The 22,255-nt window shown below is 37.6% G+C and carries 22 protein-coding genes, 5 tRNA genes and 1 pseudogene; 25 read left to right on the top strand and 3 right to left on the bottom strand.

Annotation, left to right across the window (positions count from 1 at the left end; all coding sequences use genetic code 11):
* Window positions 1-90 precede the first annotated feature (90 nt).
* The 13 genes and pseudogenes from uxaC to CUN60_RS10825 all read left to right on the top strand — a co-directional run bounded on the left by uxaC (window position 91) and on the right by CUN60_RS10825 (window position 13,333).
* A pseudogene (uxaC, locus tag CUN60_RS10880) lies at window positions 91-1,484 on the top strand (glucuronate isomerase).
* A 23-nt stretch (window positions 1,485-1,507) separates the two neighbouring features.
* Window positions 1,508-2,461: a sugar kinase gene (locus CUN60_RS10875; protein ID WP_102952061.1), complete on the top strand. Its 954-nt coding sequence runs from the start codon at window positions 1,508-1,510 to the stop codon at window positions 2,459-2,461.
* 276 nt (window positions 2,462-2,737) lie between these two features.
* Window positions 2,738-5,089 carry a 3-hydroxyacyl-CoA dehydrogenase/enoyl-CoA hydratase family protein gene (locus tag CUN60_RS10870; RefSeq protein WP_102952060.1) on the top strand — a complete coding sequence of 784 codons (2,352 nt, stop codon included), beginning with the start codon at window positions 2,738-2,740 and terminating at the stop codon, window positions 5,087-5,089.
* Between the two features lie 145 nt (window positions 5,090-5,234).
* A complete protein-coding gene (locus CUN60_RS10865) occupies window positions 5,235-6,419 on the top strand; it encodes an acetyl-CoA C-acyltransferase (protein ID WP_102952059.1) in 1,185 nt (394 codons plus the stop codon).
* Between the two features lie 47 nt (window positions 6,420-6,466).
* Window positions 6,467-8,143 (top strand): AMP-binding protein, encoded by a 1,677-nt coding sequence (locus CUN60_RS10860; protein WP_102952058.1) that lies wholly within the window; start codon window positions 6,467-6,469, stop codon window positions 8,141-8,143.
* Window positions 8,144-8,156: 13 nt separating this feature from the next.
* Window positions 8,157-8,972, top strand: coding sequence for an SDR family oxidoreductase (locus tag CUN60_RS10855; protein WP_222593261.1), 816 nt, complete (start codon window positions 8,157-8,159; stop codon window positions 8,970-8,972).
* A 12-nt stretch (window positions 8,973-8,984) separates the two neighbouring features.
* Window positions 8,985-11,432, top strand: a complete 2,448-nt coding sequence (locus CUN60_RS10850; protein ID WP_102952056.1) for an acyl-CoA dehydrogenase — start codon at window positions 8,985-8,987, stop codon at window positions 11,430-11,432.
* 14 nt (window positions 11,433-11,446) lie between these two features.
* On the top strand, window positions 11,447-11,704 hold the full coding sequence (locus CUN60_RS10845; protein ID WP_102952055.1) for an acyl-CoA-binding protein: 258 nt from the start codon (window positions 11,447-11,449) through the stop codon (window positions 11,702-11,704).
* Window positions 11,705-11,848: 144 nt separating this feature from the next.
* Complete coding sequence (gene rpsF, locus CUN60_RS10840) at window positions 11,849-12,187, top strand: 30S ribosomal protein S6 (protein WP_102952054.1); 339 nt, start codon at window positions 11,849-11,851, stop codon at window positions 12,185-12,187.
* 18 nt (window positions 12,188-12,205) lie between these two features.
* Window positions 12,206-12,484, top strand: a complete 279-nt coding sequence (locus tag CUN60_RS13490) for a hypothetical protein (RefSeq protein ID WP_425266157.1) — start codon at window positions 12,206-12,208, stop codon at window positions 12,482-12,484.
* A gap of 10 nt (window positions 12,485-12,494) precedes the next feature.
* Window positions 12,495-12,722 (top strand): 30S ribosomal protein S18, encoded by a 228-nt coding sequence (gene rpsR / locus CUN60_RS10835; RefSeq protein WP_102952053.1) that lies wholly within the window; start codon window positions 12,495-12,497, stop codon window positions 12,720-12,722.
* A 20-nt stretch (window positions 12,723-12,742) separates the two neighbouring features.
* On the top strand, window positions 12,743-13,195 hold the full coding sequence (gene rplI / locus CUN60_RS10830) for a 50S ribosomal protein L9 (RefSeq protein WP_102952052.1): 453 nt from the start codon (window positions 12,743-12,745) through the stop codon (window positions 13,193-13,195).
* A 63-nt stretch (window positions 13,196-13,258) separates the two neighbouring features.
* Window positions 13,259-13,333, top strand: a tRNA-Val gene (locus CUN60_RS10825).
* Between the two features lie 154 nt (window positions 13,334-13,487).
* Here CUN60_RS10825 and CUN60_RS10820 read toward each other — a convergent pair.
* A complete protein-coding gene (locus CUN60_RS10820) occupies window positions 13,488-14,591 on the bottom strand; it encodes a hypothetical protein (protein ID WP_102952051.1) in 1,104 nt (367 codons plus the stop codon).
* 219 nt (window positions 14,592-14,810) lie between these two features.
* On the opposite strand from CUN60_RS10820, the gene CUN60_RS10815 reads away from it, so the two are divergent.
* A complete protein-coding gene (locus CUN60_RS10815) occupies window positions 14,811-15,746 on the top strand; it encodes a PhoH family protein (RefSeq protein ID WP_425266156.1) in 936 nt (311 codons plus the stop codon).
* Window positions 15,747-15,781: 35 nt separating this feature from the next.
* On the opposite strand, the gene CUN60_RS13355 is transcribed toward CUN60_RS10815, so the two are convergent.
* Both CUN60_RS13355 and CUN60_RS13010 read right to left on the bottom strand, forming a co-directional pair.
* Window positions 15,782-15,904: a hypothetical protein gene (locus CUN60_RS13355; protein WP_279639051.1), complete on the bottom strand. Its 123-nt coding sequence runs from the start codon at window positions 15,902-15,904 to the stop codon at window positions 15,782-15,784.
* Window positions 15,905-15,936: 32 nt separating this feature from the next.
* Window positions 15,937-16,113 (bottom strand): hypothetical protein, encoded by a 177-nt coding sequence (locus CUN60_RS13010; protein ID WP_158649399.1) that lies wholly within the window; start codon window positions 16,111-16,113, stop codon window positions 15,937-15,939.
* Window positions 16,114-17,052: 939 nt separating this feature from the next.
* On the opposite strand from CUN60_RS13010, the gene CUN60_RS10805 reads away from it, so the two are divergent.
* From CUN60_RS10805 to CUN60_RS10755, 11 genes are all read left to right on the top strand, one after another.
* Window positions 17,053-17,838 (top strand): segregation and condensation protein A, encoded by a 786-nt coding sequence (locus tag CUN60_RS10805; RefSeq protein ID WP_102952049.1) that lies wholly within the window; start codon window positions 17,053-17,055, stop codon window positions 17,836-17,838.
* Window positions 17,835-18,431: an SMC-Scp complex subunit ScpB gene (gene scpB / locus CUN60_RS10800; protein ID WP_102952048.1), complete on the top strand. Its 597-nt coding sequence runs from the start codon at window positions 17,835-17,837 to the stop codon at window positions 18,429-18,431. The genes CUN60_RS10805 and scpB overlap by 4 nt, the downstream gene beginning before the upstream one ends.
* Window positions 18,424-18,702: a YbeD family protein gene (locus tag CUN60_RS10795; protein WP_102952047.1), complete on the top strand. Its 279-nt coding sequence runs from the start codon at window positions 18,424-18,426 to the stop codon at window positions 18,700-18,702. Before scpB ends, CUN60_RS10795 begins: the two co-directional genes overlap by 8 nt.
* Window positions 18,702-19,340, top strand: a complete 639-nt coding sequence (gene lipB, locus CUN60_RS10790) for a lipoyl(octanoyl) transferase LipB (RefSeq protein WP_102952046.1) — start codon at window positions 18,702-18,704, stop codon at window positions 19,338-19,340. The genes CUN60_RS10795 and lipB overlap by 1 nt, the downstream gene beginning before the upstream one ends.
* A 1-nt stretch (window position 19,341) precedes the next feature.
* Window positions 19,342-19,941 (top strand): hypothetical protein, encoded by a 600-nt coding sequence (locus CUN60_RS10785; protein ID WP_102952045.1) that lies wholly within the window; start codon window positions 19,342-19,344, stop codon window positions 19,939-19,941.
* 246 nt (window positions 19,942-20,187) lie between these two features.
* Window positions 20,188-20,263 (top strand) — tRNA-Val (locus tag CUN60_RS10780).
* A 3-nt stretch (window positions 20,264-20,266) separates the two neighbouring features.
* Window positions 20,267-20,343 (top strand) — tRNA-Asp (locus CUN60_RS10775).
* A gap of 21 nt (window positions 20,344-20,364) precedes the next feature.
* Window positions 20,365-20,440 (top strand) — tRNA-Val (locus tag CUN60_RS10770).
* 10 nt (window positions 20,441-20,450) lie between these two features.
* Window positions 20,451-20,527, top strand: a tRNA-Asp gene (locus CUN60_RS10765).
* Between the two features lie 248 nt (window positions 20,528-20,775).
* Window positions 20,776-21,708 carry an MBL fold metallo-hydrolase gene (locus CUN60_RS10760; RefSeq protein ID WP_158649398.1) on the top strand — a complete coding sequence of 311 codons (933 nt, stop codon included), beginning with the start codon at window positions 20,776-20,778 and terminating at the stop codon, window positions 21,706-21,708.
* Between the two features lie 51 nt (window positions 21,709-21,759).
* Window positions 21,760-22,248: a DUF2844 domain-containing protein gene (locus tag CUN60_RS10755; protein WP_102952043.1), complete on the top strand. Its 489-nt coding sequence runs from the start codon at window positions 21,760-21,762 to the stop codon at window positions 22,246-22,248.
* Window positions 22,249-22,255 lie beyond the last annotated feature (7 nt).

Raw genomic sequence — 22,255 nt, 5'->3', positions numbered from 1 at the left:
CATTATGCAAAATTTCGATACACAATAAACCCGGTTTGTATCATGGGATAATTGTTCCAATATATGTAAACTTATATTCAGGAAATAGCAATGGCTAAACCGTTTTTAAATGAAGACTTTCTACTCTCAAATAACACTGCAGTAAGCTTGTATCATAACTATGCCAAAGATCTTCCAATTATTGATTATCATTGCCATATCCAACAGCACGAGATTCTGGAAAATAAGCAATTTGCAAATATAACTCAAATCTGGCTTGCGGCAGATCACTATAAATGGCGCGCGATGCGTAGCTGTGGTATTGATGAAAAATATATCACTGGGGATGCTACGGATTATGAGAAATTTCTAGCATGGGCAAAAGCGATACCGCAATTGATCGGTAATCCGCTTTATCATTGGACTCATCTTGAATTACAGCGCTATTTTGATATTGATTTAATTTTAAATGAAAAAAATGCTGAAACTATCTGGAATCTTGCTAATGCTAAATTACTAAGCGGTGATTTAAATGTTAACGCTATCATTGAGAAATCAAAGGTGGAAGTTATTTGCACCACTGATGATCCGACTGACGATTTGGCAATTCATCTTCAATTACACGGTAAATTAGCTACAAAAGTATTGCCTTCATTTCGTCCGGATCGTGGACTAGATATAAATAACCCGAATTATCTATCATGGCTTGATAAGCTTAGGCGAATTACTGGATTAAAAATTGAAAGCTATTCTGAATTTAAAACGGCAATGGCAGCACGGATCAAATTCTTCAATGATGTCGGTTGTAAGGTATCTGACCATGGCATGAATTATGTCCCTTATGCTGAAACTAGCCAAGAAGAGGTAGAGCAGATTTTTGCCAAAGTTCTTTTAGGTGAAAAAGTAAGTTTTACTGAAGAAACAAAATTCCGAGCATGGACATTGATATTTCTCGGTAATGAGTATGCGCGCTATGGCTGGGCAATGCAATATCACATGAATGTTACGCGGAATAATAATAGTCTAATGCTTGAGAGGATTGGTCCCGATACTGGCTTTGATGCGATAAATGATACTCAATTAGCAGAGTCATTACCTAAACTTCTTGATGCAATTAACCGGAATGGGTTGCCCAAAACAATTCTTTATAGCCTTAATCCTAAAGATAATTATGTGCTAGCAACTGTTATGGGGCATTCCAGACTGGAGAAGCGAGAGGTAAATTGCAGCTTGGTTCTGGTTGGTGGTTTAATGATCAACGTGATGGGATGGAAGAGCAGATGCGTGCATTAGCCAATCTTGGTGCATTCGGCACATTTATTGGGATGCTCACTGATTCACGTAGTTTTCTATCTTATACACGGCATGAATATTTCCGACGAATTTTATGTAATCTCGTTGGATGCTGGGTTGAAAATGGCGAATATCCAAATGATGAAGCAGAGCTTGGCAAACTTATCCAGAATATTTGCTATTATAATGCCAAAAATTATTTTAATTTCTAATTGCTAGATAAAAAGAGATATAAATGAAAAAAGATTTGGTTACCCTTGGTGAAGCACTAGTTGTTTTTAGTCCAGCAGATGCGGGACCATTAAGGTTTGTGCATAATTTTACTAAGTCTATCGGTGGAGCAGAAGCAAATGTAGCAATCGCATTATCCCGGTTGGGTCATAAAGCTGGCTGGATATCTAGGCTTGGCAATGATGAATTTGGGCGTTATGTGCGCTACGCTTTGCAAGGTGAAGGGATCGATTTAAGCCAGGTCACTCTAGATGATAATCTACCAACCGGGATTTTATTTAAAGAGCAGTATCATAATTCCAATCCCAATGTTTATTATTATCGTAAGGGCGCAGCGATTACTGCTATGGGTAAGGAACTTATTAATCCAGAATATATCGTCAATGCCAAAATTTTGCATACGACTGGGATTTTACCTGCTTTATCAGCAAATACCAAGGAAACAACATTTGAAGCCATACAAATTGCTCGTGATGCTGGGGTAATGGTTTCTTTTGACCCTAATTTGCGTTTAAAACTCTGGTCTGAACAAGAAGCAAAAACAACTTTGCTAGAGATGGCAAAAAACGCTGATATTATTTTCCCTGGTTTGGATGAGGCAGAGTTTTTACTCGGGACTAGCGATATTGATAAAATCTGCGAGCAATTCCACGAAATGGGAATCAAATTAGTAGTGATTAAACTTGGTAAGGATGGTTGCATAATTAGTGATAATTCTAATAAAGTTAGAGTGCCAGGATTCCACGTCCATAGGCTCATAGACACTGTTGGTGCCGGGGACGGATTTGCTGCTGGCTTTTTATCTGGATTAGTTGATAATAAACCTCTAAACGAGTGCGGCGAAATGGCTAATGGTGTCGGTGCCATGGCAACCCTAGTTCGCGGTGATACCGAAGGGTATCCAACGAGACAACAACTTCTCGAATTTATCGGCAAGGCAAAATCTATTGAGCGTTAAACCGCACATTAATTAGCTACTTTACTGCTACTCTAACTATTGCGTTGCATGATGTATTGATAGTGCATATGCGCTACAATATCACAACAAAAATATTAGATCTCTTTCCTAATTTGCTTCTTTAACTCTTATACGTTGTCATAAGACTTCTGTGATACACATGTACTAATGTGTACATTCCGTTTTTCAAAGTCTTTATTCCTAGTATAAGAGCAAAATAATGGGTTATGAAAGAGATCTATTGTTGAAATACTTTACGCTAATGGAGATAGAAAGATGTCAAATCGTATCAGTAAAGTTGCAATTCTTGGTTCTGGAGTAATGGGTTCACAGATTGGTGCACATTTTGCCAATGCGGGGATTCCAGTTATTCTTTTTGATCTTAAAGTCCCTGAAAACCCAAATGGAATTGCCGAAAAGTCAGTTGCCAATCTGGCAAAATTAAATCCCAACCCTGTAGCCTCTTCCCGTTCTTTCCAGTATATTTCAGTAGCTAATTATGATGATAGTCTTGAGGAATTACGTAGTTGCGATTTAGTTATTGAAGCAATTGCCGAACGGATGGATTGGAAACTTGATCTGTTTCATAAAGTAGCCGCTTACATCAATCCTACGGCAATACTGGCTACTAATACTTCGGGATTGAGTGTTACTGAGATTGCTAATAGCTTACCAGAAAACTTACGGAGTAATTTTTGTGGAATCCATTTTTTTAATCCACCACGGTATATGCCATTAGTTGAGCTTATTCCACATGCTGGCACTGCTTCACATGTATTACCTGAATTAGAAACATTTTTAGTAACCTATCTCGGTAAAAGTGTAATCGAAGCTAAAGATACGCCAAACTTTATTGCGAATCGGGTAGGGGTATTCTCAATGATGGCGGTAGTCCATTATGCTGAGAAATATAAAATCCCTTTTGAAGTGGTGGATCAGTTAACTGGTAAAAATCTTGGTCGTGCCAAGTCAGCAACCTTTAGGACTGCTGATGTAGTTGGTCTTGATACCTTTGTTCATGTAGTTGAAACCATGACTAACAAATGCCAAGATGGATTTGAACATAGTTATGTAATACCTGAATGGCTGGAGAAGCTTATCAAAGCAGGAAGTCTTGGGCAAAAAACCAAAGCCGGAATTTTCCGTAAAGATAAAGATGGTATAAAAGTTATTGATACCATAAGCGGACAATACATTCCTGCTGATAAAAAAGCCAATCCAGATGTTTTAGCAATCTTGCAGCAAAAATCTTGGGCGGATAAAATGGCTGCGCTGCATAATTCAAGCCATCCCGAAGCACAATTTTTATGGTCAACATTTCGTGATTTGTTCCACTATTGTGCATGTTTACTTGGTGAAATTGCTGATACTCCACGTGATATTGATCTTGCTTTACGCTGGGGATTTGGCTGGAAAGAAGGTCCTTTTGAGATTTGGCAACAGTCAGGTTGGCAGCAGGTGAGTAACTGGATTAATGACGGTATAAAAAGTGGTGAAACAATAGCCAATCGTGAATTACCTGCTTGGGTAAATAATCAGAAAGATGGTGTTTATGCAGATGGTAAACATTATAACTTTGTTAAGCAATCTTTGGTTAATCTTGAATTACTGCCAGTTTATAAACGGCAAATATTTCCAGAGTTATTACTTAATGAAAAGGTTGATGTAAAAAAAGAAGTTCTTTATGAAAATGATGGTGTAGTACTCTGGCATACTGGTGATGATATTGGTATTTTAAGCTTTAAGACCAAGATGTGTACTATTGGTATGAGTGTTTTAAGTGGCATTGATGAAGCTCTAGCTATCGCAGAAGATAAATGTCAGGCAATGGTAATCTGGCAGGAAAAAGATATCTTCTCTGCTGGGGCCAATCTTGAAGAGTTTGGTTTTGCTATCATGATGAATGGCGTTGAAGCAGTTGATGAGATTATCGGCAAAGGGCATCAGATTATTGCTAATAAAATACGTTATAGTCGGATTCCGGTGGTTGCCGCTGTAAAAGGCTATACCTTTGGTGGTGGCTGTGAAATCATGCTTCATTGTGATGCTGTGGTTGCGGCTCTTGAGTCTTATATTGGGTTAGTTGAAGCTGGTGTTGGGCTTTTGCCTGGCTGGGGTGGAACTACCGAAATGGCATTAAGGGCATCACAAGCATCAGACCCATGGCAGGACTTGACTAAACGCTATCAAAATCTTGCTTTGGCGAAAGTTGCAACCTCTGCTAGAGAAGCTCAAGAGATGGGTTTTTTACGTGAATTTGATACGATAGTTATGAATAGTCGTGAAGTATTGTTAATTGCCAAAGAACGGGCAAAATATATGGCACTGGCTGGATATTTACCGCCTATTAAAGGTAAATTTAGCGTATTTGGTGAACAGGGTATGGCAACAATCAATGCTCTTCTAGTTAATATGTATGCAGGTAAGCAAATTTCAGACCATGATTACCTGATTGCTAGGAATATTGCTGAAGTAATGTGTGGTGGCAAAGTTGATAAAGGAAGTATTGTTAGCGAAGACTGGGTTTTGAATCTGGAGAAAGCCAGATTTGCTGAACTTGCAATTAGCGATAAAACTGCGGCGAGGATACAGCATATGCTGGAAACTGGTAAACCTCTTCGCAATTAACTGCATGAATTATTTAACAATAATTGCGTCACAAAGCTCCTTATGTGCTCATATGTACATGGCGTCGCTTGGTTTCTTATTCTTGTTAAATATTACAGCAGTTTGATAGTTTTAAAATCTAAATTTATTTAGGAGCCATGGAGAAATGAAATCAGTATATATAGTTGCAGCCAGACGTTCAGCATTGGCTAAAGCCAAAAAGGGTAGTTTTGCAAATGTGCGTCCAGATGATTTACTTGCCCATATAATCAAACATACCGTTGCCGAATCAAAAGTAAATCCGGCAGATATTGGTGATGTAGTTATTGGCTGTGCCTTTCCAGAAGCTGAACAAGGGCAGAATATAGCCAGAGTTGCAGCTTTACTGGCTGGATTACCTGATAGTGTACCAGGAATGACAATTAACCGTTATTGTAGCTCTGGGGTAAATTCGATAGCAATTGCGGCAAATCGGATTCAGGCTGGCGAAATTGAAGTCGCTGTAGCTGGTGGTGTAGAATCAATGAGTTTGATTCCAATGGGTGGCAATGACTATTCAATTAGCCCAGAGGTATTTGCAAAAGATGAAAATACTGCAATTGCTTATGGTATGGGTATCACCGCAGAAAATGTTGCTAGTCAATGGCAGATTAGTCGTGAAGATCAAGATGCTTTTTCAGTAGAAAGCCATAAAAAAGCAGCCTTGGCTCAGGCGGCTGGTTATTTTAACGAAGAGATAATTCCTTATGAGCTAATTCGTAAAGTTCCAGATTTGAAGACTAATCAAATAAAACAGACTAGCAAACAGATAAACACTGATGAGGGTATTCGTGCCGATACTACACAGGAAGGACTAGCTAAATTAAAGCCAGCTTTTGCTGCTAAAGGCTCGGTAACCGCGGGTAATAGCTCACAAATGACTGATGGAGCTGCGGTACTGGTACTGGTTAGTGAAGATTATCTAAAGAAAAATAACCTCACTCCACTAGCGCGTTTTGTTAATTTTGCAGTAGCGGGTGTACCAGCCGCAATTATGGGAATCGGTCCAGTAAAAGCAATCCCACAATCACTTGGAAATGCAGGACTAAGTCTGGGACAAATTGACTGGATAGAACTAAATGAAGCCTTTGCCGCCCAATCTTTGGCAGTAATCAGAGATTTGAAGTTAGATGCAAATAAAGTCAATCCGTATGGAGGTGCTATTGCGCTTGGACATCCTTTGGGGGCAACTGGTGCCGTGCTTGCAACCAGAGTAATTCATGGCTTACGCCGTAATAAACTCCGTTACGGAATGGTAACTATGTGTATCGGTACGGGGATGGGTGCTGCGGCGATTTTTGAAGCGCTATAAGATAAGATACCAGCCAATAATAGAAAGCTTTTACGGGGGTAAAGAAAATGGAAAAAATCTGGCTAAAGAGCTATAAAAATAATGTTCCTCATGAGATTGGGCTAGATGATAAGACTCTTATTGATCTTTTTGAAGCGACCTGTAAAGCTTATCCAGATAATCGGGCGGTAACTTGCCATGGTGAAACGCTTAGTTTTAGTGAGGTGTATGAGCGAGTATCAAAAATTGCTAGAGGCTTAGCTGATTTAGGAGTAGGTCATGGTGATCGGGTAGCGCTGGTTTTACCAAATTCTATCCAGTATCCATTATGCGTTTTTGCAACTCATCTCCTTGGCGCAATCGTTGTAAATATAAATCCACTCTACACCGCTAGTGAGATGGAATACGTAATTGGTAATTCCGAACCAAAAGTCGTGATTATTCTTGACATGTTTAGCGAAAAATTGAATGGATTTTATAATAAATATGGTATTGAGCATATTATTGTAACTCGGATTGCTGATCCTTATCCATTTCTTAAAAAGACAATTATCAATTTGGTATTGCGATATATCAGTAAAGTCAACCCAAAGCTTCAATATCAAGCAAAATCATTTACCGATTTATATAATAATCCAAATAAACTTGAAGATTCGCCATCAGTAAATAATAATGATATAGCTTTTATCCAATATACTGGCGCAACTACTGGACATCCAAAAGGTGCTAAGCTACTACATCGGAATATCGTTGCTAATATTTATCAGATATATGCTGTGATTGGAGCTCAGGTAGCAGACCTTGATAAACAGGTTGTAATCAGTGCATTACCGCTTTATCATATATTTTCATTGACAGCCAATCTCTTTACCTTCTTCTTTAAAGGTTCAGAGAATGTGATGATTCCAAATGCCAAAGATCTAAAAGACTTGGTAAAAACTATGAATAAAACCCCGTTTACCATCTTTAACTCTCTAGATACCTTATATAACAAACTTCTCGAATATAAACCCTTTACTTCTGTAACCCACAAATATTATCGCTACGGAATCTGTGGTGGTATGCCGACTAGGCAGTCAGTTGCTGATGCTTGGTTTAAGCATACCGGAATGTATCCCACTAACTGTTATGGGTTAACTGAAACTTCTCCTGCTGTATCGATGAGTTATTTTGATGACACATTTAATGGTTCGGTTGGTTATCCTCTGCCTTCTACTGAAATCAATATTGTTGACCTCCAAACAGGAAATAGTCTTGGAGTTGGCGAAAAAGGGATTATTCAGGTGCGTGGACCACAACTAATGGCTGGTTATTGGCGGAATGAAGAACAGACAAAAAAAGCTATTAATGAAGAGGGGTGGTTTAATACGGGTGACATCGGTTATATCGATGTTAACGGGCATCTCTTTATTAGTGGGCGTGAAACTGAGATGATAATAGTTTCAGGATTTAATGTTTATCCAGTTGAAGTTGAATTGGTAATTGATGAGTTGCCTGAAATTGCAGAAGTTGCTATTGTTGGTTACAAAGATGAGGATACTGGTGAAGCACCCCATGCATATATAGTCTTTCATGAAGGAATGTCATTAGACAAAGAGCAAATTATCAAACATTGTCGAAAGGAGCTTGCACGCTATAAAATGCCACGAACAATCAATTTTGTTGCTGAGTTGCCAAAAACGCTAGTTGGTAAAATAGACAAAAAAGCAATTGTTGCCAAATATTTGGCAAATGATGACAAATAATCAGGAGGTTGACATGACGAAAACAGTTTTTATTACTGGCGGTACGCGTGGAGTTGGATTAGAAATAGCCAAGCGTTTTGCTAAAGATGGTGCAAATGTAGTGATCGTAGGTAAAACAGTTGATCCTCACCCAAAATTACCGGGAACATTGACTACAGCGGCTGAAGAGATTCGTACGGCTGGGGCGAAAGAAGTTTTGGCGATTCCTTGTGATGTTAGAGATCTGGATGCTTTAAATCTAGCAATAACGGCAGCAGGTGCCAAATTTGGTAAGATTGATGTGCTGGTTAATAATGCTAGCGCCTTGTATCTCTTGAAAACTACTGATTTAACGCCTGCAAAATTTAACCTTATGCATGAAGTAATTGTTCGTGCTAGCCTGTTTGCGGCTCAATTTGCATTACCTTATCTACAAAAATCTGAAAATCCGCATATTATTCACCTAGCACCAAAACCAGACTTGCTTGCTAAATGGTTCAAGGGGCATACGGCATATACTTTATGCAAATTTAGTTCTTCGATGCTGGTGATTGGTCTTGCTAGCGAATTTGCTGAATTAGGTATTGCAGTGAATGCAATTTGGCCAAAAACGCTACTTGCTACTGCCGCAGTTCAGAATTTGCTTGGTGGTGATAATTCAATTAAGCATTCACGTCATCCACGAATTGTTGCTGATGCTGCTTATTTTTTGACTACTAAGCCAATTAGTCATAGTGGAAATTTTCATCTGGATGAAGAGTTAATTAAGGAAACTGGTGGTAATCTTGATGAATACAACATGATTAGTGGTAGTAAATTATATACCGATTTATATGTTGAAGAAGCGTAAGGGAGAGTTATCATGAATATAATATTTTTACTTGGATACTTACTAGTAACATGGCTCGTAATTTACCATAAGCCCAAACTCTGGCTGTGGACAGTAGCTATGCTGGCTTATTTCATTGGTGCGCATAGCCTTCACGAAGAAACATTAAGTACATTTCTTTATGTGCTACTGGCACTAATTTCTCTGGCTATTGCAGTGGTTGGGAATATCCCTTTCTTCCGGCTTAAAATTTCAGCCTCAATCTTTACTAAGGCTAATGGAGTTTTGCCAGCAATCTCAGAAACAGAAAAACTTGCACTTGATGCAGGAGACTCATGGTGGGAGCGTGATTTATTTCAGGGGAAACCTGATTTTAATAAACTCCACTCATTAAAAAAATTTGAGTTGACTGAAGAGGAGCAAGCGTTCTTAGATAATGAAACTAATCAGCTTTGTGCGATGATTAATGATTGGGAGATTACCCATAATGTTAAAGATATGCCCGTTGAAGTATGGGATTTTCTAAGAGAGAAAAAGTTCTTTGGCTTGGTTATCAGTAAAGAATATGGTGGGAAAGGGTTTTCGGCGGCAGCTCATTCCGAGATTGTGCTAAAGATTGCAACTAGAAGTACTTCAGCTGCTGTAACTACTATGGTTCCTAATTCGCTTGGTCCAGGTGAACTTCTCCAGCACTATGGTACCAAAGAACAGAAAGATTACTATTTACCGCGTCTTGCTGATGGTCGTGAAATTCCATGCTTTGCATTAACTGGGCCAACAGCGGGATCAGATGCAACTTCAATCCCGGATATGGGTACAGTATGCATGGGTGAATATAATGGCAATACTGTGCTTGGTATTAAGCTAACAAATGTTGATAAACGTTATATTACGCTTGCTCCAATTGCAACACTTGTAGGACTGGCTTTCCAATTGAAAGATCCAGATGGCTTATTAAAAGGTGTTGGGCGTGAAGGGATAACCTGTGCTTTATTACCACATGATCACCCCGGGCTTGAGATTGGTAAGCGTTTGATTCCACTAGATCAAGTGTTTATGAATGGAGTCATTCGGATTAAAGAAGCATTTATTCCAATTGACTGGGTTATCGGTGGACAGGCAATGGTTGGCGAAGGCTGGCGGATGCTGGTTGAGTGCCTATCAATTGGGCGTTCGATTTCATTGCCGGCTTGTGGAACTGCTAATGCTCTTCTTTCAACAATCACAACTTCAGCATATTCTCAGGTACGTGAACAGTTTAAGGTTGCAATCGGCAATTTTGAAGGGGTTCAGGAAGGGCTTGGTAAAATGGGTGGACTTACCTATATGATGAATGCTACCCGACGCTTTACTGTTGCCGCTGTTGATGCGGGGATTAAGCCATCAGTTGCCTCTGCTATTTCCAAGTATCATTTGACTGAAAATGGACGTACTGTAGTAAACTGGGCAATGGATATTCATGCTGGGCGTGGGATTATCATGGGACCCAATAATTACCTAGCTAGAATGTATCAGGGTGTTCCAATCGCGATTACCGTTGAAGGTGCTAATATCATGACGCGTAACCTGATGATTTTTGGTCAGGGAGCGATGCGTTGTCATCCATTCATTCGTGATATTTACGAGTCATTGATGCATGAGGATGGGCTTAAAAATTTTGATAAAGCTTTATTTGGGCATATTGGTTATTTGGCGCAAAATAAAATCCGGGCATTATTTCATGCACTTACTGGAGGTCGATTTGCTAGTGGCTATTCATCGCGATTTAACCATTACTATAAACAGATTAGCCGTCTTTCTTCAGCCGAGGCATTCATCAGCGATACTATTCTTATTATGCTTGGTGGGAGTATTAAAGTTAAAGAGCGTCTTTCAGCACGACTTGGCGATGTGATGAGTTATCTATATATGGCGAGTGCAACGCTTAAATACTTTAAGGATGAGGGTGAACGTGATGGTGATGAAGTGTTTGTTAAATGGGCGATTGAACATTGTCTATTTCAGGCACAGCATGCATTAGTTGAAACTCTTGCCAATTTCCCGGTAAGATGGATTGCCAATCTTCTTAAAGTAATTGTCTTCCCATATGGCTTACCGTTTCATGAGCCAAGTGATTATCTAGATCGTAAAGTTGCCCAGGCATTACTTAATAATAATGAAACTAGAGAAGCCTTTGTGCGTGAAACTTTCTTTACTTCAGATATGAATGATCCTGTTGGTCGAATGGATCTGGCATTTCATTCAGTACTGGCGGTGATGCCGATTCGGGCAAAAATTAGTCAGGCAATTAAGGATAAGAAATTACCTAAAGCTAACATCATGAAAAGTGCGGTTAAAGCACTTGAACTGGGTATAATTGATGCAGTTGAGCTTGAAAAATTGCAAACAGCTGCTAAGTATGCAAATGAAGTTATTCAGGTTGATGAGTTTGAAGCCTACGAATTAGGTCCTAAAAATGCCCATCCTGAATGGCAAGCTTAAAATAGGAGTTTTAAATGAGTGAATTGGAACAGCAGTTTATTGAAATGGTTGAAGCGGTAAAGAATGCTACGATTAATTTTCAACCCAATAATATTGAAAAATTGAAGCTGTATGCTTTTTATAAGCAGGCAACCATTGGTGATATCCAAGGAGAATGCCCGAGCGTTATGAATATGGTTGAACGGGCAAAATGGAATGCTTGGAATGCGATTAAAGGTTGGAGCAAAGAAAAAGCTATGCAAGCCTATATTGATATACTTAAAGACAAGTAATATAAACATAAAAATCTGCTAGTATAACCTTGAATAAATTTTATATTTTTGTTATAATAGCGGGCTTTTAACACAAAGGCACTTTAAGTAACCTTTCTCTTCGTCTTAGCATGGGCAAGAGATTTTTATCCACAAGGAGCTTTCATGCGTCATTATGAAATCGTTTTCCTTGTTCACCCGGATCAAAGTGAGCAGGTAGTAAACATGGTAGATCGTTACAAAAAAATCATTGGTGATAATGGTGGTAAAATCCATCGCCTTGAAGACTGGGGTCGCCGTCATTTAGCTTATCCTATCCAAAAATTGGCAAAAGCACATTATGTTTGTATGAATATCGAGTGCGGCAATGAAGTTCTTGATGAGTTAAGCCATGCATTCAAATTTAATGATGCTATCCTGCGTAATCTTGTAATCAAGAAGAAAAATGCAGTTACAGAGCCTTCATTATATATGAAAGATGAAAAAAGTAAATCTTTGATCTAATCATAGCAGGTTAAATAAATTAATCATCTTGAGCTAACAGGAATTGTTGTTAAGGTTTATGAGCAAATAATTACGCCAGCAAAAGTATTAGTCTCCAGGTTTGTAATTGAACATAGTTCAACGCAAAATGAGGCTGGAATAAATCGTTTGGTAAAATGCAGAATGTTCTGTGTAGTTATTGGTAAAAAATTAAACGATGATTTAATGAACAAAATGGTTAATGCAAAAGGTTTTTTGAGCATGAATGCTAATCGTCAGATAGTTTTTCATGTCAATCAGATACAAATTTTGGACTAAAGGAATTAAAATGTCTCGTCAAATTTTGAAAAAGAAAAAATTTTGTCGTTTTTCAGTTGAAGGTTATACTGAAATCGACTATAAAGATGTGGAATTATTAAAAAGCTATATCACAGAAACTGGAAAAATTATTCCATCAAGAATTACTGGTACATCAGCTAAATTTCAACGTATGCTAGCAGAAGCCATCAAACGCGCGCGTTTCTTGTCTTTACTGCCTTACTGCGATCAGCACTAATTTGGTTAAAGGATTAAAATATGAAGATTATTTTGTTAGAGCGTGTTGCAAATTTAGGTAGCCTTGGTGATATCGTTTCAGTAAAAAATGGTTATGCTCGTAATTTCCTGATTCCTCAGGGGAAAGCTAAGCGTGCTACCGAAGCTAATTTGCAGGAATTTGAAGTTCGTCGTGCTGAATATGAACGCAATCAAGCTGATATTCTTGCTAATGCACAAGCTCGTCATTCTAAAATTGACGGTGTTGTTTTCACTGTTCCGGCTAAAGCAGGCGTTGATGGTAAATTATTTGGTTCAGTAACATCGATGGATATTGTTGATGCTATTACTAAATCTGCTGGTGTGGATGTTAAACGTTCAGAAGTGGCATTACCACACGGACCATTGAAAACTATTGGTGAATTTGAAGTTGATGTTATTCTTCATCATGATGTTCACTCTAAAGTTAAAATTAGCGTGGTTTCTGAAGCGTAATTCAGACTCTTCAATATTCTAGGCATCATCATTCATATGGTGCCTAGATTCCCCCACTAAAATGGGTTGTTAGCTCAGCGGTAGAGCGTTACGTTGACATCGTAGAGGTCACTGGTTCGACACCAGTACAACCCACCATTTTAATAAATCAGTACGTCTTTATTTTCTTATTAGTTTAGTCTTAATCAAGTAAACAATTTTGCTTTCTTCGGGAACCCTGAGTTTAAGTATGATTCCCTGTATAACTATCCTTGGATCGACAAGTATATAAATTTAGCTGTAGCAATATACATTACGCATACAAATATACCCCAATAAAAAATATACAGGTATAGATAAAAATAGTAATAAACATTATCTGGTCGAATAGTTTTGCAGTTGCATATCCCTCTTCATCTAGTAAACGTAACGTTCTGATTGTAACTAAGAAGCATATCAAAATAACTAATCCTGAATAAAAAGTAAATAAATCAATAATCGTTAGCGCATTAATTACCTTGATTGAAGCATTCAATTGAAATACCGTAGCTGATAATGCAAATACTGAACTCCCAATAACTGCCACCCGTCCATTTTTAGGGCTATTGGTTTTAGCATTAATCAGTAGCGCAAATAAAGCTATTGAAATTGCCAGTAGCATGTATTGAACTGTTTTTAGGTATGAATAAACATTTTTATGTTCAAATAACATATACGCACGGGTTAGACCATAATATTTTACCTGGTGTTGACTATCAGTCAGAGAAGCTGTAACATCACTTTCAACCTCATTAACAAAACCAGTTTTAACTAATTGATAGTCATTTTGGGCAACGTAAGTCATGTCCTGAAAATCAACCAGTCTAAAATAATAAGGGTCATCTTCAACCTTGGGTGAGAGGCGCACTGATATCAACTCTAGGTCAAGTGGATACATCGGAAGCATATAATATGGTTCGACTTCAGCTGTAAGTCTTAGAATTTCATGAACGCGTCCATTTTTAATCCTTCGGCTTACTTGTTGCTGTTCTTTCAATGTGCCATTAAAAATTCCTATTCCAGGGGTACCATCCGGAAAATTACTTTCCGCATAGTCAAGATTGACAACGACACGTACCTGCATAGTCTTTTCTTTCATATTGATATCACTCATCCGCATCATATAGATACTGGTATCAATTGCAGGCATATTACTTAAATGAGTAATTTCTTCTTTAGTTGGCGCTGGGCGATCTACACGTTCACCAATCCACTCCATCTCGACCTTGCGCATAGTGTACAAACGTTCTCCAAGAAAGGCAATTATCAGTAACATAATAAAATTTATCAGAATAAAATATTTGCCGAGAAACCTTTTCTGTTTACCATTCAATGTCTGATATTGATTGCGTACAGAACCTAACAGATTGTTTATCATCTATCTTAACCTTTATAATCATGACTTCATCCCTAAATTTTAACAGGAATTGGCAAGTAAACAGAAAGGAATACCAGATTTATCTATCCTAAAACAGCTAAAGAGTCAAGATATGTTGTCTAGTTAAGCTAAAGTTGTAAAACCCAACAATGTCGCTTAGTGGTAGAGACACATGGTATAATTTTAAACTCTGATGGCAAATTTTATTTCAAGGAATTAATTTTGCATAAATATCTTCATCTAACTCATCTTGATAATGATCAATTATATAATTTATGCGGCGCAATGGATGAAAACCTGACACAAATTTCAAATCATTTTGATGTAAATATCAGTCGTCGCGGTAGTGATTTTAAAATTAGTGGACACAATGCCCAAATTGCCAGTGATTGTTTGGAATATTTTGCGGCAAAATCTACCGAGCGGGAGATAACTCTGGAAGATGTTCAGCTTGGACTGGTGGAGCAGCAAAATCGTGAAAAAGAAAGTAATTCTAGCAGCTATAACCTCAAATCCCGCAAAGGTGAAATAAAAGGGCGAACGCCAAATCAGATTAGTTATATACAATCAATCATAGCTAACGATATTACTTTTGGTATTGGTCCGGCAGGAACTGGGAAAACCTATCTTGCGGTCGCTGCAGCAGTAGATCACTTTGATCGTGAAACAATTAAGCGGATCATTCTGGTTAGACCTGCAGTTGAAGCTGGAGAAAAACTTGGTTTCTTACCCGGTGATCTTAGTCAAAAAGTTGATCCGTATTTGCGCCCACTTTATGATGCACTGTATGATCTGATGGGCTTTGAAAAGACTAGTCGTCTTTTTGAGCGGGGATTAATTGAAATAGCACCTTTGGCATTTATGCGTGGTCGGACACTTAATAATGCATTTATCATCCTTGATGAAGCGCAGAATACTACCCCTGAGCAGATGAAAATGTTTCTAACTAGAATAGGCTTTGGCTCGAAAGCGGTGGTTACAGGTGATTTAACCCAGATCGATCTGGATAAAAGGATAAAGAGTGGTTTAATTGAAGTGGAACAGATACTGGGTAAAATTCGAGGGGTTCACTTTCATCATTTTAATAAAAAAGATGTAGTTCGTCATCCGCTAGTGCAGAAAATTGTCGAAGCGTATGAAAAAGCCTCAGATTAAATAAAATAAGCCGGAGTAATCCGGCTTATTTCTAGCTATGCAAGTCCTTTAGCATTAGTTCTATGCTTAGACTGAATATAGTATAACTGTCCTTCAAGCCTTCCAGCTTGAGCCATTGTAGTTATAATTAATGCTATAGTTTTAAAAAATTTTCTCACGATACACCTCTCTAGTTTTCTGTATAGAATTATTATGAAATGAAGCTTAACATACCTTTTGCGATAGCATAGGTATAGTCTTTAACTGCAGCCATCACGCCAGAAGATTTTTCTTCTTCAGTTTTAGCCATAACTTCTTTTTTCACTTCTGATTTAAATAAATCTGCGTGTTCATCAACAATAATATTAAATAGGCATTCTCTTGCCATAATAAATCTCCTTAAATTTTTAATTTTGCATAAGCAACTTAAAAACTTGAATAATTTCACAACCAGTCAAGGTTATTCAAGTTCTCAAACCATCTATATATGGGGGTAAAAAAACAAATTTCAACTAACAATTATTCACCTTTCGGATCAATTGTCAGTTATAAGAGCTTTATATGAGGCATTAAACTGAACCCAGACCGAAAAATGCTTTGCTAGTGGAAATATATTTTTTGAGTAGTTATCATCATGGTGATAATTTAAAAACCATGAAATTGAGACCCCCATCAATATTTGACCAACAAACTCAGTGCATCTGTTGAGTGTAAATAAATAATCAGAACCACCAACCAGGTATATCAATGATACATGTAAAAAATTACTTACCTGGGCAAAAAATGGAAATAAACTGGAAAGAATGACTTTACCGTGAATGCAGAAGACTGCATGATTCAAGTAGTGTCCATTAATAAATACACTGTCATCACAATCAAACTGGTTTAACATTAAGATCAAAATACAAAATAAAATGCTTCTACTGGCAAATTTTGATATTAGCAGTCTGTATCTTGATTTTATTAAGGTTGCCTTCATTATTTCCTACTAAATTTATATATGCTTCAATACTTACTAAGTATATCGGTTAATTTAGTATACTTTTTGTTTAAGTATATACCAATATTATAACACAAAAAACTTACATTGTAAGCATGATGTGGATAAATATTTAATAATTTCATATGGATATATTTTAATGCGATGCACAATAATCTAGTGATTACAACACTTACAGGGGTTGGGTTGGGTTGAAAAAAATACATAAAAAAATTCAAGAAATAACGAATTAACATCAAGATGAGTTACAATAAGGTTTTAGAAATTTTGGGCAAATGTTTGTAATCCAGTTTGGAATAAACACAATTAATACTTATCATATTAGCCATGACAAATTTAGCAATAATAACCGTTAACCAACAGGAAATTACCGAGTTTCCACAGGATTTATATATTCCGCCGGAGGCACTACAGGTATTTCTTGAGATGTTTGAGGGTCCACTTGATCTGCTATTATATTTAATTCGCAAGCAGAATATAGATATCAAGGAAATCCCAATAACTAAAATTACTGATCAGTATATAAGTTACATTAATGCTATGCAAGTGCTAAATATAGAACTAGCTGGTGAATACCTGCTTATGGCAGCTGTCTTGCTCGAAATAAAATCAAGAATCTTGCTCCCGCTTCCCACACAAAGTGAGTCGGCAAATGAGGATGATGAAAGTGATCCTAGACAGGAGCTCATCCGCCGTTTGATCGAATATGAGCAAATCAAGCTTGCAGCTGAAAGTATAAATAAAATCCCGCAAGCTGATCGCGATTATCGCTGGCTAGATGTTCTAGTTGAAGAATCAACTCCCGAACTACCAATGGTAACACCGGAACAATTACAAAAAGCTTGGCAAACATTGTTAATTAGAAGTTTGACTAGCCGTAATCAACATCATATGAAAAAGCAGGAACTCTCGGTTCGTGAACATATGACTCAGATTCTCCGCCATTTACAGGAGCATGGAAAGTCGAGTTTTTTTGCCCTTTTCAAAATTGAACTGGGTACAGCGCATGTGGTCGTTAACTTTATTGCTATTCTTGAATTAGGTAAAGAAGGAGCAGTCCTAATTATGCAGGATGAAAAATTGGATATTTTTGTGGAACTGGCAGCGGAATGACAATAGCCACGTTAAGTCATATAAAAAAAGTCATTGAAGCTTGCCTTTTAACAGCAACTGACGTTATTGCAATTGATCAGCTGCTCGATGTCTTTGATAATCAAATTAGTGAAGATACCGTTAGGTTAATAGTTGAAGAATTAGCTAGTGAATATACAGATAGTGGGATCGAATTAATTACGCTTGCCAGTGGCTATCGTTTTCGTTCCCGCCCAGAGTTTCAGTCTTACTTGAATAAGTTGTACAATACCAAACCAGCCAGGTATTCGAGAGCGGTAATGGAAACTCTTGCAATAATAGCTTATCGCCAACCAGTTACAAGGGGTGAAATTGAGAATTTGCGTGGTGTTGCTGTTAATAGTAATATCGTGCAACTATTATTTGATCGTAACTGGATTGAGGTAGTAGGACACAAGCAGCTACCCGGAAAACCCGAACTATTGGCAACAACCAGACAGTTTCTGGACGATATGGGCATTCAAAGCCTAGAAGAACTGCCGCCACTACCAAATATTAATGAAACATTCCTGAATTCAGAGCAGGATTTAATAGAAGAATATGATAGCCAAAAGGAAAGTGAAGAAAATGTCTGAAAACAGTAAGATGGAAGAATTGTTACAGTTTCCCTGTTCATTTGCAATAAAAATAATGGGTTTTAATCATCCTGAGTTAATAGCTGAAGTTAGTGCTATAATCATTAAACATACAGAAGGGTTTAACCATGAAAAAGACCTGCAATATAAATTAAGTCGAGCAGGTAATTATCTATCAATTACTGCGAACATTAATGCAACTTCAAAGGCGCAATTAGACAGTATTTATCTTGCTCTAAATAGTCATCCGCTAGTAAAAATCACCTTGTAATGAATAAGACTGCAATAATCAGAAATATTGGTAAAATTGACTATCTAGAGTGTTGGCAAGCAATGAAAGACTTTACTGAAGCAAGGGGTGAAAGTACTTCGGATGAGTTTTGGCTTGTTGAACATGATCCAGTGTTTACTCTTGGATTAGCAGGAAAAGAAGAGCATATTCTTGTAAAAAATCATGGTATTCCAATAGTCAGAACTGATCGAGGCGGTCAGGTTACGTACCATGGACCAGGACAGATAGTAATCTACCTAATGGTAGATTTAAAACGTGCGCAATTATCGATTCGTGATTTTGTAACCACAATTGAAAATGCGGTTATTGACTATCTAGCGACAAATTTTAATATTGCAGCATATGGAGATCGCGCTGCTCCTGGCGTTTATGTCAATCAGAAAAAAATTGCTTCATTAGGATTAAAAATCCGTAAGGGTTGTAGCTATCATGGATTAAGCTTTAATTTTTCAATGAATAAATTGCACTTTAGTTATATAAATCCCTGCGGCTATAGTGGGCTTGAAGTGGTAAATCTATCGGAATTAAGTAATGTCAATTACTTTGATGATTTTATGAAGCATAGTCAGTTAATTGCAGAAACAATAAATAAACATATTTACATGGATAAAATTTAAAATGAAAATAAAGCACTATCTGATAATGATTATGGGATTAAGTAGTCTAGTTGCGTGTGGAACAATCTCAGGTAGCGGAGATGATAATAATCAATCAGCAAATAATAATAAATCATTATGGTATGTTGCTCCTGCAACCATCAGTAGCGGTGATCAAACACTACAAAATGGTAAATATAGTGCATTGACTGTTGGTGGCGACCTGACAGCAACCCAGATCACCGTAATCAATGATCTGCAAATAGAAAGTGATGCCAGCTTGACTCAAGTAACTGTGCGGGATGATAGTAATGTTAAAGGAAATTTAAATGCGACCAAGTGTACTTTTAAAGACTCGACAACTATTGGCGGTAATATTAGTAGTATAGATACTTACTTCGGTAACGGAATTGTATTTAGTGGAGGAAGCTTGATGCTTAGCTCAAGAAGTAAGGTAATTGGTAATATTGTTAGTAAATCAACAAAGCCAGCAACAATAATTATTGATAAGTCAACGGTAAAAGGAAATATCCAATTTACAGTGGCGGGGGGCAAAGTAATTCTGCAAAATAAGGGTAAACTTATTGGTCAAGTGACTAATGGTCAAATTATAAATCAATAATACTATACTTAACCAGATTCATCATACTGGATTGTTGGCAAGCTTCTTGCCTACTGGTTGTAGGTTGATGTATTTGTCGTTTACAAGTATTTCGAATCTGGTAGAGTATATTTACTTAGATAAGAATTAATTGTATAACAGAAGATTAAAAAATAACGTTATATATTTATGCCACCGCATAGAAAAAAGAGTTGCAAATTAAGCATGGAGCTGGCATAATACTTACCTCGCAGCCAAATAGGCGCGGGGCGCATAGCTCAGTTGGTAGAGCATCTGCCTTACAAGCAGGAGGTCATAGGTTCGAATCCTGTTGCGCCCACCATGCGGAGTGGTAGTTCAGCTGGTTAGAATACCTGCCTGTCACGCAGGGGGTCGCGGGTTCGAGTCCCGTCCACTCCGCCAATTATATTTTTATCCCATTTGGGGCGCATAGCTCAGTTGGTAGAGCATCTGCCTTACAAGCAGGAGGTCATAGGTTCGAATCCTGTTGCGCCCACCAAGTACCACATGGAGTGGTAGTTCAGTTGGTTAGAATACCTGCCTGTCACGCAGGGGGTCGCGGGTTCGAGTCCCGTCCACTCCGCCATTAAATTATTTCCCTACACGCCAGTACTATAAATTTCTAATAGATAAATGTTGAAATGGTATTTAGCATTATCCTTGAGACTCTTTAGTATGTATTTCATTTTTTAGTTTTTATTTCTAGTCTAAGCATCAGATAATGGGTTGTGAAAGAAATCTAATGTCACTCTCATATCATTCTTGCAACTATTCCGGTAACAAAATAAGGTATAATCTCAATCAATTAAACTAAATGTTATGAATGGTGAGAAAATGCTTGGAGATAATAGCGGAATTCATACGATAGATGCCCACTATGTGCGCGATAATCTTGCCGCCGTGTATTTGATTCACGAGGGTAATGAGGCGGCAATAGTTGAGACGGCGAATTTGCATTCACTTCCTTATGTAGAGTCGATGTTAGCTGATATTGGGCTTGATGAAAACTCAGTAAAATATATTTTCCTTACTCATATTCATCTTGATCATGCTGGTGGTGCTGGTGCGTATATGGCAAAATTTCCGCATGCGAAATTGGTAGTTCATCCGCGCGGTGCTAGGCATATGATAAACCCTGCTGTACTTGAACAAAGTGTGATTGGTGTTTATGGTGAAGACTTTGTCGCTAAAATGTACGGTAAATTACAGCCTATTGATCAGGAAAGGCTACTTGTCGCTACAGATGGTTTTGAAATAATGCTTGGTAATCGTCAAATCATATGTCGGCATACGCCTGGACATGCTAATCATCATATAGCAATATTTGATACTAAGGCAAATGCTGTATTTACCGGCGATGTTTTTGGTGTCTGTTATCCTGAGCTTATAAATACTAGTGGAGAGCGCTTTATCTTCCCTACAACTACTCCAGTCAATTTTGATCCAGATTTAATGCATCAGTCGATTAATTTAATCAAAAATTCTGGCGTTGATGTATTTTATCCTACTCATTTTGGTGGGGTTACAAATGTAGTGAAATATGCAGAAATTCTACATAAGATGGTTGATGATTTTGTAGTTATAGCCAAGGCTTGTAGCGACTTACCTCAGACTAGCGAAGAAATTTGCGCAAAACTAGATGACTACTTATGGATGAAGGCGCAAAAATTTGGTATCATACTTGATCGGGAACAGTTTCGGCAGTCAGTTGGAATGGATAATCAGATTAATGCACAGGGACTTATGCATTGGTTATCATATTGTTAGTAAGAACGTCGATTTTTATTATTCATCTGGTTTATATTAAAGGGATGATTTATGCGCTATAAATATTTAATTGGTCTAGCTGGTATTTTGCTTAGTAGCTTTTCTTATGCTACTTTGGGTGAAAATCCTGATTCAATAAATAAAGATATTCAAGTTTTAAATACTACAAGTAGTGGTAGTCAGAGTCTATCTTCGGCGAAAACTATAACTGTCAGTAAAGCACAGTTAAAGCAGCAAGCAAACTATGATCAATATAGCTTTATTACCGATGATGGAATAACTGTTACTCAATATGTAGCAAATGGCAATGTTTTTGCTACAAAATGGCATGGTTCACATATTCCTAATCTGCGTCAGCTTTATGGTGCGTATTTCCCAGCTTATCAGACAAGCAAGAGCGCTTATATGGGAACAAGCCAGCACAAAGTAACTACTACTATTTTTGATGCTGGTGTTACTGGTATTGTGGGTGCATTTAGTGGCTATGCACTTTTGAAGGCAGAATTACCTGCTAATTTGACATTAGATGATTTGAAATAAGGGGTAT

This window comes from Aquella oligotrophica, assembly GCF_002892535.1.
Classification (GTDB): Bacteria; Pseudomonadota; Gammaproteobacteria; order Burkholderiales; family UBA11063; genus Aquella; species Aquella oligotrophica.
This window is presented reverse-complemented; position numbering and strand designations above follow the sequence as displayed.